Genomic DNA, 13,065 nt, shown 5'->3' on the forward strand with positions numbered 1-13,065 from the left:
TGAGCAGAACAGGCGTTCGACGCCGGGCGCGCGTGCGGCCGGCCACCACGGCGGGCTGCGCTCCGCCGTGGTGGTCAACCCGGTGAAGGTCGCCGACCTCGACGCGCTGCGCGACACGGTCGACGGGGCGCTCGGCGCGGCCGGCTGGCCGGCGCCCCTGTGGTTCGAGACCACCCCGGAGGACCCGGGCCGGGGCCAGACCGAGAAGGCCGTCGCCGCCGGGGTCGACGTCGTCTTCGCCTGCGGCGGCGACGGCACCGTGATGTCCTGCGTCAGCGCGCTGGTCGGCACCGACGTGGCCCTCGCCGTCCTGCCCCAGGGCACCGGCAACCTGCTCGCTGCCAACCTCGGCCTCTCCACCGACCTGGCCGCCGGGCTGGAGGTGGCCGTCGAGCGGGGCCGCCGGCAGCTCGACGTGGGCGCGGTCGACGACGCCTACTTCACCGTCATGGCCGGGATGGGCTTCGACGCCCAGATGCTCGACGCCACCTCCGAGACGACCAAGGCCCGCATCGGCTGGCCGGCGTACGTGATGGGGGCCGCCCGGCACCTGCGCGACCGGCCGATGCGGGTCACCATCCGCATCGACGACCGGCCGCCGCTGCGCCGCCGCGCCCGCTCGGTGCTGGTGGCCAACGTCGGCCGCCTCCAGGGCGGCGTCACCCTGCTCACCGACGCCGAACCGGACGACGGCTGGCTCGACGTCGCGGTGCTCACCCCGCGCACCCTGCGCCACTGGCTGGCCATGGGCTGGGCGCTGGTGCGCCGCCGGGGCAGCGTGCCCCGGATGGAGGTCCACCGCGCCCGGCGGGTGGAGGTCACCAGCAACCGGGCGCAGCCGCGCGAGCTCGACGGGGACCTCATCGCGCCGGGCCGGCGGCTGGCGGCCGAGATCCGCCCCCGCGCCCTCTGGCTCTGCGTGCCGCAGCCGCAGGAGGCGCCCGACCTGGCCGCCGACGCCGAGGCAGCCGGGGAGCGGGGCGAGGAGCTGGTCGAGGAGGCCCGCCGTGAGTAGCACCAGGATGGTGCCCGAGACCCGGCTCATGGCCGACGAGGAGCTCTCCGCCGACGACGCCTGGCACACACTGCGCCGCCACGGCGGCTGGCGGCTGCTGCGGGACGCCTTCGTCCGGTTCCGCTACGGCGACGGGTTCAGCCACTCCCGCGCCCTCGCGTTGCAGCTCTGCCTCGCCGTGGTGCCCTTCCTGATCGCCCTCACCGGCCTGATCACCGACCTCGGCGCCGACGAGGGCGGCCGGGTCGTCGCCGACACCGTGCTCGCCCTCACCCCCGGGCAGAGCGAGCAGGTGGTCGGTGACCTGCTCGACGCCGGCGAGCGCACCGAGGACGCCGGCGAGCTGGCGCTGACCCTCGGCCTGCTGACCGGCCTCGTCGCGCTCACCACCACGATGGCGCAGATCGAGCGCGGCGCAAACCGGATCTACGGCGTCGAGCGGGACCGTCCGGCCCTGTGGAAATACCTGCGGGCCGCCGTCCTCGCGCTCGTCGCGGGCGTCCCGGCCCTCGCCGGGTTCCTCATCCTGGTCGGCGGCGGGGCGATGGGCGATTCGGTACGCCGCAACTACGCCTGGGGCGACGTCGCCACCTTCGCCTGGGACGTGGTCCGCTGGCCGCTGAGCCTCGGCCTGACCGTGCTCGCCGTGGCCCTGCTGTTCCGCCACACCCCCCGCCGCAAGCAGCCCGGCCTGTCCTGGCTGTTCCTCGGCGCCGGCATCGCCACCGCCCTGTGGTGGCTGGCCAGCCTGCTGCTCGCCGCGTACGTGCGGTTCAGCGACGGGTTCGGGCAGACGTACGGCGCGCTGACCGGGATGATGGCGCTGCTGCTCTGGGCCAACCTCACCGGCATGGCGCTCTTCGGCGGCCTGGCCTTCGCCGCCCAGTTGGAGGCGATGCGCATCGGCGTGCCCGAGCCGGCCCGGCCGGACCTGTGGCAGCCCGGCGACACCCCCGGTGTACGGGAGGCCCGGATCGGGTAAAGCGCCACGCCAGAGCCGACAAGGGAGGTGCGGGGTGACCGCGGTCAAAGAGGCGGCGCGGCGGCCGGTCGGCCATTTCGCCGAGCGGAGCATCGCCGGGCTGGTGGCCGTCGTCGGCGCGGGGGCCGCCTTCGGCCTGCTGCTGATGCTGGTGCGCTTCCGGTGGAGCCCGCTCCAGCACGCCGACCACGAGGCCGCCGAGTGGTTCAACGGGCTCGTCGCCCCGCACCACGCCCTGGTCACCGTGTTGCAGGCGGTCACCGACCTCGGCGGGCGGCCCGTGCTGATCTGGCTGGTCAGCGTCGCCGTGATCGGGCTGCTGATCCGCCGCCAGGCCCGGCTCGCCGTCTATCTCATCATCACCGGGGTCGGCGGGCTGATCCTCGACCCGTCGCTGAAGACCCTCGTCGGCCGGCTCCGACCCGTGGTGGACGTGCCGGTGGCCAGCGCCCCCGGCAACAGCTTCCCCAGCGGCCACGCCCTCGGCTCGTTCGTCGCGTACGGGGCGATCCTGCTGGTCTTCCTCCCCGCCATGGCGCCCCGCTGGCGCAGGCCCGCCATCGCCGTCGCCGCCGTGCTGGTGGCCCTGATCGGGCTGACCCGGATCGCGCTGGGCGTGCACTTCGTCTCCGACGTGCTCGGCGGCTGGCTGCTCGGCGCGGCCTGGCTGGGCGTCACCGCGTACGCCTTCCGGTTGTGGCGGCGCGAGCGCGGCCGGCCGGTGCCGCCGCTGACCGAGGGCCTGGAGCCGGAGGCGGGCCGCGACATCGCCCCGGCCCCCGCCGAGGAACACGTGCTGGAGCACCCCCGCTCGGCCGTGGCCGAACTGCTGGTCGGCTGGGTGCTGGTGTTCGGTGCCCTGTACGCCTTCGGCATGTTCGTCAGCTACCACGCCAAGGACACGTTCCTCGGCGCCCTCGACGCCGAGGTCCCGCGCTGGTTCGCCCAGCGGCACACCGACGCGGTGACCGACCTGAGCTGGTGGTGGAGCAAGTTCGGCGACACCCACGCGATCCTGCTGGTGTCGCTGGTCTTCTGCCCGCTGGTGCTCGCCGTGTGGCGGCGCTGGCGGCCGGTGCTCTTCGTGGCGCTGGCCATGTTCGGCGAGCTGACCCTCTTCCTCGCCGCCGCCCGCGCCGTCGACCGGCCCCGCCCGCCCGTGGAGAACCTCGACGGGCAGATGCCCACCTCGTCGTTCCCGTCCGGGCACATCGCCGCCACCATCTGCCTCTGGCTCGCGATCGCCCTCATCGTGTTCCCCCGCACCGACCGCTGGTGGCGGTGGCTGTTCGTGGCCGCCGCCGTGGTCATGCCGGTCGGGGTGGCGGTCTCCCGCATGTACCGGGGCATGCACCACCCGACAGACTTCCTGGGCGCGATCCTGCTCAGCGCCCTGTGGATCGGCCTGCTCTACTGGGTGATCCGCCCCAACGCCGACCTCGCCGAGGGCAACCGGCCGGCGATCGAGTCCGAACAGGTCGACGAGCTCGGCGACGAGCTGGCCACCGCCGGCCGCCCCGACTGACCGATGCTGCGGGTGATGACCTGGAACATCAAGACCGGCGGCCGGGACCGGACGGGTCCCGGCCGCCTGGGCCGGGTGGCCCGGGTCGTCGCCGCGCACCGGCCGGACCTGCTGGCCGCGCAGGAGCTGCGCGGCTTCGACTCCGGCGGCGTGCTGGCCGGCTTCGCCGCCGCCGTGGGCATGCAGCCGCACCTGGCCCGGTCGTGCTTCGGCCAGCCCGTGGCGGTGCTGGTCCGCGCGCCGCTGCGGGTCCTCGCGGCCGGCCCGGTCCGCCGCCCGTTCCACCACGCCGCCGTACGCGTCACCGTGGCCACCGACGCCGGGCCGCTCACCGTGCTCGCCGCGCACCTCGACCCGTACTCGGGGCTGCGGCGGCGGGTCGAGGCCGGCTGGCTCGCGGCGGCCGTCGGCCGGGTCCCCGGCGCGGGGCCGGGCGCGCTGGCGCTGCTGGCGGGGGACCTGAACACCCTCGCCCCGGGCGTCGACCACACCGACCGCGTCGCCCGGCTGCCGGCCGCGTACCGGCGTCGGCACCTGCGCCGGGACGGGCGGACGGTGGAGACCCGGGCGGTGGCCCGGCTCGCCGCCGCCGGCCTGGTCGACCTGTACGCCGCGCTCGTCCCCGGCGACGAGGGAGCGACCGCGCCGACGCGGCACGGCGGCGGCGCGGAGTTCTCCGGCATGCGGCTGGACTACCTCCTCGGCACCCCGGGGCTGGCCCGGCTGGCCCGGTCCTGCGTCGTCGTGCGCGGCGGCGACACCGAGCACGCCTCCGACCACTACCCGGTGCTGGCAGACCTCGACCTCCACCCGGCCTGACCGCCGCCCGCGCGGTTGCCGCGGGCCACTACGCTCGCCGCGTGACCGGTCGCCCCACCACCCGCCCCGAGCCGCCGCCCCCGCTGGTCTCCGCGTTCGCCCGGGGCGTCGCCCTGGTCGTGGTGCTGCCCGTGCGGCTGCTGTGGGAGCTGCTCGTCGCGGCCGGCCGGCTGCTGCACCGCTGGCTGCTCAGCCCGCTGGGCAGGGCCCTGCGGGCCTGGGTGCTGCGCCCGCTCGCCTGGCTCGCGTACCACCTGGTCTGGGTGCCCCTGGCCTGGCTGGCGCGGCACCTGGTGTGGCGTCCGCTGGGCTGGGTGTTCCGGACGATCGTCCGGCCCCTGGCGCGCGTGGCCGTGGTGGTGGTCGACTGGCTGATCCGGCACCTGCTGGTGCCGCTGCTGCGCCTGGTGGGGCGGCTGTTCGGCCCGGCGTTGGCGGCCCTCGGACGCGGCCTGTGGTGGCTGCTGCGGCTGCTGTGGACGGCCCTGTCCTACGCCTGGCGGCTCGCCGGGCGCATCCTGCGCGCCCTGCACCGGCTGCTGCTGCGCCCGGTCGGGCGCGCGCTGCGCTGGGCCTGGCGGCACACCGTCGCCCCGCTCGGCCGCGCCCTGCGCGCCGCCTGGCGGGTCACGGTCACCCCGGCGGCCCGCTGGCTCAACGCGTCGGTCGTGACCCCGGTCCGCCAGGCCACCCGCGCCGTTCTGGCCGCCCTGAACCTGCGCCCCTGACCCTGCCTCCGGTCGGCGTCGTCCCGGCGGTTGTCACCTTCCGTGACGGGTGGCGGCGTCCGGCTGCGGGGCGGGTGGTTTCGCTCTGCGTGATGCGCCAGCGACACGACCGAAGTTCCCTCGGTCCCTTTGCTCTGCACCCATCGGCGCACCACGGCAGCGAGCTGCGCAGCAGCGAGGGCCGCGGACCGCGTGGGGCGAGCCGGTCCGTTGCGCTGCGTGAGTGGTGCGTATGTGGGTGCAGAGCAAAGGGGTTGGCGGTACCGGAGTCGCCGCGCGCGCGGATTGCGCTGAGTCACCGGTGATGCGGGTAGCGGGCCGGCCGTCGCCGGCCGGCCACCCGGCCGACGATCCGGCCGCCCCGAGGCCGCGCCGCCGCCCTACCAGACCAGGTTGACCAGGACGGTCAGCGCGATCGACGCGAGGATCGAGAAGAGGATCATCAGTAGGCAGCCGAGGCCCCCGCCCGCCGGGCGGATCTCCGTGTTGCCGATGCGCATCAGGCCACCTTTCGGAGGGACGGGGCCAGGGCGAGCCGTGGCCCCGTCACAGCTCGCGGAGCCGGGGAAGCAGCTCCTCCCGGGCCCAGTCGAGGAACCTCGGCTGGGTGTCGCCGCCGACCTGCACCAGCGCCACGTGGGTGAAGCCGGCGTCGACGAACTTCTTGAACGCCGCGACGTGCCGGTCGGTGTCCGGGCCGCAGGAGATCCCCTCGGCGACGTCGTCCTCGCGGACGTACTGGGTCGCGGCGGCGAACGAGTCCGGGCCGGGCAGTTCGGCGTTGACCTTCCAGCCCATGCCGAACCAGCGGAACTGGTCGTGCGCGATCTTGCGGCACTCCGCCTCGTCGGGGCCGTAGCAGATGGCGACCTGGCCGAACCGGGGCTGCCCCGCGCCGCCCGCGTCGTCGTACATCTGGATCAGGTGGGCGTCGGGCTCGGTGGCGACGAGGCCGTCGCCGTAGTCGGCGGCGAGCGTCGCCGACTGCCGGCCGGACGCGGCCACGGCCATCGGCACCGGACGGTCGGGCCGGTCCCAGACGTACGCGTCGGGCACGTCGAAGTGGTTGCCGGAGAAGGTCAGCGTCTCCCCGTTCAGCAGGGGCCGGATGATCTGCAGCGCCTCCTCGAACATCTCGTGCCGCTGCTGCACGTGCGGCCAGCCGCCGACGACGTGCTCGTTGAGGTTCTCCCCGGCGCCCAGGCCGAGGGTGAACCGGCCGTCCGACAGCGCCCCGATCGTGCTGGCCTTCTGCGCCACCACCGCGGGGTGGTAGCGGCGGATCGGGCAGGTCACGAAGGACATCAGCTCGGCCCGGCTGGTGGCGTGGGCGACCGCGCCGAGCACCGACCAGGCGTACGGGGAGTGGCCCTGGGAGTCGAGCCAGGGATAGTAGTGGTCGGAGATCACCAGTTGGTCGAAGCCGGCGGCCTCGGCACGCACCGCGTAGTCGACCAGTTCCTTCGGCCCGGCCTGCTCGCACATCAGGGTGTAGCCGACGTTGACCATGGCGATTCTCCTTTGCTCTCCCGATCCACACCGCATACCCCGGTGGGCGTCGGTCAACCCTCGACAGCCGTGGTGGCCTTGACGGGGCGGCTCTGAGTGGTAAGGTCCGGCCTTAACCGGTTCAGGCTGGGGGCGTCGCATCCTGTGGTGGGGATGAGCGCACCTGTGGCGGCTCGCTGCCCCGCGAGCCGCCACAGGACGTCCCGCCTGAGTGGCGAGTCACTGAACCGGTTGCCCTGTCTGATCGATCGGCCTACGCTGATGCCTGCGCCGTCGCGGAGCCGGACGGCGGCTGACGGGCCAGCCGCCTTCTTCGTCACCACCACCGCACCCCCGCCGGGCACGGGGTCTGACCCTCCCTGAGGAAGGCCATGAGAAAACGTCTCTCCGTCGCGGGCGTCGCCCTGCTGACGGTCCTCGCCGCCGTGTTCGCCTTCGGGCAGCCCGCGCACGCCGCCGCCGGCTTCACCGTCTCCAACGGCAAGCTGTACGACGCCAACGGCAACGAGTTCGTCATGCGCGGCGTCAACCACGCCCACACCTGGTACCCGCAGCAGACCAGCTCCTTCGCCAACATCAAGGCGCTCGGGGCGAACACGGTGCGGGTGGTGCTGGCCAGCGGCGACCGCTGGGCGAAGAACGACACGGCCGACGTCGCCAACGTCGTCTCCCTGTGCAAGGCGAACAAGCTGATCTGCGTCCTGGAGGTGCACGACACCACCGGCTACGGCGAGCAGAGCGGCGCGATCACCCTGGACCGGGCGGTCGACTACTGGCTGAGCATCTCCAGCGCCCTCGCCGGCCAGGAGAAGTACGTGATCGTCAACATCGGCAACGAGCCGTACGGCAACCAGGGCTACGCGACCTGGGCCACCGACTCGGCCAACGCGGTCAAGCGGCTGCGTGCCGCCGGCCTCGCGCACACCATCATGGTCGACGCCCCCAACTGGGGCCAGGACTGGTCCTTCACCATGCGCGACAACGCGGCGTCGGTGTTCGCGGCCGACCCGCAGAAGAACACCGTCTTCTCCATCCACATGTACGGCGTCTTCGACACCGCCGCCGAGATCTCCGACTACCTCGGCCGGTTCCGCGCCGCGAAGCTGCCGATCGTGGTGGGCGAGTTCGGCTTCGACCACTCCGACGGCAACCCCGACGAGGACGCCATCCTGTCGTACACGCAGGCCAACGGCATCGGCTACCTGGGCTGGTCGTGGAGCGGCAACGGCGGCGGCGTCGAATACCTCGACATGACCACCAACTTCAACCCGAACGCCCTGACCACGTGGGGCCAGCGCATCTTCAACGGCGTCAACGGCATCAAGGCGACCTCGAAGGAGGCGTCGGTCTACTCGGGCGTCACCCCGACCACCCCGCCGACCACGGCCCCGCCGACGACCCCTCCGCCGACGACGCCCCCACCCACGACGCCCCCGCCGACCACCCCGCCGGCCACCGGCGGCTGCACGGCGACGTACACGATCATCGGCCAGTGGCAGGGCGGCTTCCAGGGTGAGGTCAAGGTGACCGCCGGCTCCGCCGCCATCAACGGCTGGACGGCGAAGTGGACGCTCGGCAGCGGCCAGTCCATCAGCCAGGCGTGGAACGCGACGCTGACCAGCAGCGGGTCGAACGTCACCGCCACCAACGTCAGCTACAACGGCAAGCTCGGGGCCGGGGCCAGCACCAGCTTCGGCTTCATCGGCAGCTCCACCGGCACCCCCGCCGTTCCGGCGGTGACCTGCACGGCGAGCTGATCCCCCTCCGCGCATGCGGCGGTGGCCGGGCCCGCCCGGGCCCGGCCACCGCGTCGTGGCCGCCCCCACCGGCCGGGGATCAGGCGACCGCGTCGACCTCCAGCAGCAGGGTCTGCTCGGGGTGCAGGGCCGGCAGTTGCAGGCCGACCGAGGCGAGCACCGCGCCCGGCAGGGTCACCCCGGGCAGCCAGCCCGGCTCCGTCAGCTCCAGCGCCGCCGGCCCCGGCACGCCGGCCGCCGGCCGGACCGCGTACCGCCGGGCCGGGTCGAGCCCCGGCAGCCGCAGCGCGCCCGGCACCTGGGCGACCGAGGTGGCGACGCGCGCCACGGCGTACACCGCGCGGGTGTGGTCTGCGGCGACCACGCCGTGCGCCCAGACGGCCGGGTCGGGGTGGTCGACCCGGACCACCCGGCCGGCGTGCAGCAGCGGTCGCAGCCGCTTGTGCAGCGCCACCCAGGCCGACAGCTCGGCCCGGTCGGCGGCACTCGCCGAGCCGATGTCCCACTCGACGCCGAAGTGGCCGAACAGCGCGGTGGCGGCCCGGAAGCCCAGGTCGTGCACCCGGTGCGTGGTGTGCGAGCGGTCGGGCCCGACGTGGCTGCCGACCAGCTCCGGCGGCAGCAGCAGCCCGGTCCACCGCTGGATGGCCAGCCGCTCCAGGGCGTCGTTGCAGTCGCTGGCCCAGACCCGGTCGGTGCGGCGCAGGATCTCCAGGTCCACCCGCGCGCCGCCGGAGGAGCAGCTCTCGATCTCCAGGCCGGGGTGGCGGGCGCGCAGTTCGTCGAGCAGCCGGTAGGCGGCGACGGTCTGCGCGTGCACCCCGGGCCGCCCGGCGTGGCCGGCCTCGGTGAGGTCCCGGTTGTGGTCCCATTTCAGGTACGCGATGCCGTCGTGGTCGCGCAGCAGCGCGTCGAGCCGCCCCAGCACGTACGCGTACGCGCCCGGGTCGGCCAGGTCCAGCACCTGCTGGTGCCGCCACGGCGGCGGCAGCCGGCCGGGCACCTGGAGCACCCACTCGGGGCGGGCGCGGAACAGGTCGGAGTCGGGGTTGACCATCTCCGGCTCGACCCAGAGGCCGAACTGCATGCCGTGCCCGCGCACGTGGTCGATCAGCGGTTGCAGCCCGCCCGGCCAGACCGTCTCGTCGACGTACCAGTCGCCGAGCCCGGCCCGGTCGTGCCGGCGGCCGACGAACCAGCCGTCGTCGAGCACGAACCGCTCCACCCCGACGGCGGCGGCGTGGTCGGCGAGGGCGCGCAGCCGGCCCAGGTCGTGGTCGAAGTAGACGGCCTCCCACACGTTGAGGGTGACCGGCCGCGCCGAACGCGGGTGTCCCGGCCGGGCGCGCAGGTGGGCGTGCAGCGCGTCGCTGAGCCCGTCCAGGCCGGCGGTCGAGTGCGCGGCGTAGAGCAGGGGGGTGGCGTAGGACTCGCCGGGGCCGAGCGTGATCTCGCCGCTGCCCAGCAGCTCGCCGCCGCCCAGCGTGGCCTCCCCGGTGGGCCGCCGCTCGGCGAACGTGACGTGGTCGCCGCTCCACGCGGTGTGCACCGCCCACACCTCGCCGTGCCGGAAGCCGAACCCGGCCGTGCCGGCCACCAGCAGCAGCGTCGCGTCGTGCCCGGTGCGCCCGTGCCGGCCCTCCCGCACCCACGCGCCCATCGGCCACGGGTGCCGCTGCGGCGACCGTTCCCGGCACCACCGGCCGGTCAGGTCGAGCAGCTCGGTGGCGACCGCCGGCACCGGCAGCACGCCGGTCAGCTCCCTCAGCTCGTACGGGGTGTCGCCGTCGTTGCGCAGCCGGTGCCGCAGCAGCACCAGCCCGGCCGGGTCCAGCTCGACCTCGACGGTCAGCGTCAGCGCCGCGTCGGGGTCGCTGGCCGTCACGGTCACCCGGGCCGGGGCGGCCGGCTCGTCGGTGACGGCGAGGGCGTCGAGGCGGAACGCGGTGGACCAGGCGGAGCCGGCCCGGTGCCCGGCCAGGCCGGGCCGCCCGCTCCAGCCGGCGCTGGCCTCGGGCAGCAGGGACAGCACCGTCGGCGCGTCGAAGCTGCTCGGCACCACCGGCGGCACGGTCGCGGCGACCAGCGCGGTCAGGTCGTCGGCGGCGAGCGGGCCGAGGTCGGCGCCCCAGTGCGCGACCCGGGGCAGCCCGGGGCCGCGCGCGTCGAGCACCAGGCTGGTCGCGGCCCGGCGCAGGTGGACGATCGTCATCCCCTCGGGGCCCCCGCGACGGACGGGGCTACGAGCCGGGCGAGGCATTCGGCCCGGGTGTGGGGACGGGACATGGCGCCTCCTGCGGCTGAGAAGGGGTGCGGCACCCGGGGTTGGTGTGGAGGAAGCGGGTTGGTGGGCGTTCGGGAATGCCACGGCGGAACCACCGTGAACCAACATCAGCGAACACGAACGGCCGTAGGCGCTCAAGCTACTCGTCCATCGGGGACTGTCAAGGGCCTATCTGTCGATCAAAATTGCGCGGTGACAAGGGGGATCATCGCGGTAGACGTGGTAAAGAACCCGCGATGTTGAGAAGTGTTGACTTGCGTGCGCCGCCCGGGGCACGCTGTGCCCTCATGCGGGATCGACACGACACCGGCTGGCAGGGCGACGGCATCTACTACGGCGCCGACTACAACCCCGAGCAGTGGCCCGAGCAGACCTGGGCCGAGGACGTGGAGCTCATGCGCCGCGCCGGGGTCAACCTGGTCTCCGTCGGCATCTTCTCCTGGGCCCTGCTGGAGCCCACCCCCGGCAAGCACGACTTCGGCTGGCTCGACCGCGCCCTCGACACGCTGCACGCCGGGGGAATCCGGGTCGACCTGGCCACCGCCACCGCCAGCCCGCCGCCGTGGCTGGCACACGCCCACCCCGAGACGCTGCCCCGCCGCGCCGACGGCACCGTGCTGTGGCCGGGCGGCCGGCAGGCGTACTGCCCCAGCTCGCCGGTGTTCCGCGAGCGCTCGCTCGCCCTCGTCGAGGCCGTCGCCACCCGCTACGCCGACCACCCCGCCGTCGTGATGTGGCACGTCTCCAACGAGCTGGGCTGCCACAACGTGCACTGCTACTGCGACGTCAGCGCGGCGGCGTTCCGGGGCTGGCTGCGCGAGCGCTACGGCGACCTCGACGCCCTCAACGACGCGTGGGGCACCCTCTTCTGGAGCCAGCGCTACGGCGACTGGGCCGAGATCAACCCGCCGCGCGCCGCGCCGACCTTCGCCAACCCCACCCAGCAGCTCGACTTCCTGCGCTTCTCCTCCGACGAGCAGCGCGCCCAGCTCCGCGCCGAACGCGACGTGCTCAAGCGGCTCGTCCCCCAGCCCGTCACCACCAACTTCATGGTGGGCATGAGCAAGCACATGGACTACCACTCCTGGGCCGGCGACGTGGACCTGGTCGCCACCGACCACTACCTCACCGCCGCCGACCCGCTCTCGCACGTCGGGCTGGCGCTGGCGGCCGACCACACCCGGGGCGTCGCCGGAGGCGCGCCGTGGCTGCTCATGGAGCACTCCACCAGCGCCGTCAACTGGCAGCCCCGCAACGTGGCGAAGGCGCCCGGGCAGCTACGCCGCAACAGCCTCGCCCACGTCGCGCGGGGCGCCGACGGGGTGCTGTTCTTCCAGTGGCGGGCGTCCCGGGCCGGCGCGGAGAAATACCATTCGGCGCTCGTCCCGCACGCCGGGGCGGACACGAAGGTCTTCCGCGAGGTGTGCCGGCTCGGCGCAGACCTGAAGGCCCTCGCCGAGGTACGCGGCAGCCGCGTCGACGCCGACGTGGCGATCCTGTTCGACTACGAGGCGTGGTGGGCCGTCGAGCTGGACTCCCGCCCCAGCGTCGACGTCACGTACGCCGACCGGCTCGCCGCCCTGCACGGCGCGCTGTGGCGGGCCGGCGTCACCGCCGACGTGGTGCATCCGTCGACCGACCTGTCCCGCTACCGCCTCGTGCTGGTGCCGACGCTCTACCTCGTCCGCGACGCCGACGCCGAGGCCCTGCACGGGTGGGTCGCCGCCGGCGGCACCGCCCTGGTGACCTACTTCAGCGGCATCGTCGACGAGCACGACCACGTGCGGCTCGGCGGCTACCCCGGCGCGTTCCGGGAACTGCTCGGCATCCGCACCGAGGAGTTCTTCCCGCTGCGCGAGGGCGAGCGGGTCACCCTCGACGACGGCTCCGTCGCCGACGTGTGGACCGAGTGGCTGCACCCGGCCGGCGCGGACGTCGTCGCCGCGTACGCCGACGGGCCCCTGCCCGGGGTTGCGGCGCTGACCCGGCACGCCGTGGGCGCGGGCGCGGCCTGGTATGCGGGCACCCGGCTCGACGACGCCGCCACCGACCGCCTGGTGGCCCGGCTGCTGGCCGAGGCCGGGGTCCGGGCCGCCGCCGAGGCCCCGCCCGGGGTGGAGGTGGTCCGCCGCTGCGGCGACGGGCGGAGCTGGCTGTTCGTCGTCAACCACACCGACCGCCCGGCCCGGGTCGCCGCCACCGGCACCGAGCTGCTCGCGGGCGTCCGCTGCGCCGGGGAGCTGGAGGTCGCCCCGGGCGAGGTGGCCGTGGTCCGGGAGGAGGGGGCCGATGCTCGCCCAGCAACGGCAGAGCGCCATCCTTGAGCTGATCCGGCAGCGCGGCGGCGTGCAAGGAAGGGCCCCTTGTTAACGCATACGGTAGAGAAGGGTCCCCTTCTCACGCCCGGACGCCGGCGGCGTCCGGACGCCGCCGAGGCCCGGACGCC

Annotated in this window: 9 protein-coding genes; 7 read left to right on the top strand and 2 right to left on the bottom strand. The window is 74.5% G+C overall.

Annotated features, from left to right (window positions below):
* Nucleotides 1-55 precede the first annotated feature (55 nt).
* Genes ACFYWL_RS06940 through ACFYWL_RS06960 form a run of 5 tightly spaced genes read left to right on the top strand, consistent with a single transcriptional unit; the run spans nucleotide 56 to nucleotide 5,069 of the window.
* On the top strand, nucleotides 56-1,015 hold the full coding sequence (locus ACFYWL_RS06940; RefSeq protein ID WP_386968798.1) for a diacylglycerol/lipid kinase family protein: 960 nt from the start codon (nucleotides 56-58) through the stop codon (nucleotides 1,013-1,015).
* Nucleotides 1,008-1,997, top strand: a complete 990-nt coding sequence (locus ACFYWL_RS06945; RefSeq protein WP_386968409.1) for a YihY/virulence factor BrkB family protein — start codon at nucleotides 1,008-1,010, stop codon at nucleotides 1,995-1,997. The genes ACFYWL_RS06940 and ACFYWL_RS06945 overlap by 8 nt, the downstream gene beginning before the upstream one ends.
* Nucleotides 1,998-2,031: 34 nt before the next feature.
* Complete coding sequence (locus ACFYWL_RS06950) at nucleotides 2,032-3,522, top strand: phosphatase PAP2 family protein (RefSeq protein WP_386968411.1); 1,491 nt, start codon at nucleotides 2,032-2,034, stop codon at nucleotides 3,520-3,522.
* Nucleotides 3,523-3,525: 3 nt separating this feature from the next.
* Nucleotides 3,526-4,341, top strand: coding sequence for an endonuclease/exonuclease/phosphatase family protein (locus ACFYWL_RS06955; RefSeq protein ID WP_386968414.1), 816 nt, complete (start codon nucleotides 3,526-3,528; stop codon nucleotides 4,339-4,341).
* A gap of 41 nt (nucleotides 4,342-4,382) precedes the next feature.
* Nucleotides 4,383-5,069: a hypothetical protein gene (locus ACFYWL_RS06960; protein WP_386968416.1), complete on the top strand. Its 687-nt coding sequence runs from the start codon at nucleotides 4,383-4,385 to the stop codon at nucleotides 5,067-5,069.
* A 546-nt stretch (nucleotides 5,070-5,615) separates the two neighbouring features.
* Here ACFYWL_RS06960 and ACFYWL_RS06965 read toward each other — a convergent pair.
* Nucleotides 5,616-6,578 carry a TIGR03557 family F420-dependent LLM class oxidoreductase gene (locus tag ACFYWL_RS06965; RefSeq protein ID WP_386968419.1) on the bottom strand — a complete coding sequence of 321 codons (963 nt, stop codon included), beginning with the start codon at nucleotides 6,576-6,578 and terminating at the stop codon, nucleotides 5,616-5,618.
* Between the two features lie 371 nt (nucleotides 6,579-6,949).
* On the opposite strand from ACFYWL_RS06965, the gene ACFYWL_RS06970 reads away from it, so the two are divergent.
* Nucleotides 6,950-8,335, top strand: coding sequence for a cellulase family glycosylhydrolase (locus ACFYWL_RS06970; RefSeq protein WP_386968422.1), 1,386 nt, complete (start codon nucleotides 6,950-6,952; stop codon nucleotides 8,333-8,335).
* Between the two features lie 79 nt (nucleotides 8,336-8,414).
* Here the strand turns inward: ACFYWL_RS06970 and ACFYWL_RS06975 are convergent, their stop codons facing one another.
* Nucleotides 8,415-10,547 (bottom strand): alpha-galactosidase, encoded by a 2,133-nt coding sequence (locus ACFYWL_RS06975; RefSeq protein ID WP_386968424.1) that lies wholly within the window; start codon nucleotides 10,545-10,547, stop codon nucleotides 8,415-8,417.
* A gap of 359 nt (nucleotides 10,548-10,906) precedes the next feature.
* On the opposite strand from ACFYWL_RS06975, the gene ACFYWL_RS06980 reads away from it, so the two are divergent.
* On the top strand, nucleotides 10,907-12,943 hold the full coding sequence (locus ACFYWL_RS06980; protein WP_386968427.1) for a beta-galactosidase: 2,037 nt from the start codon (nucleotides 10,907-10,909) through the stop codon (nucleotides 12,941-12,943).
* Nucleotides 12,944-13,065: the final 122 nt, after the last annotated feature.

It is taken from the genome of Micromonospora sp. NPDC002575 (assembly GCF_042889525.1).
Classification (GTDB): Bacteria; Actinomycetota; Actinomycetes; order Mycobacteriales; family Micromonosporaceae; genus Micromonospora; species Micromonospora carbonacea.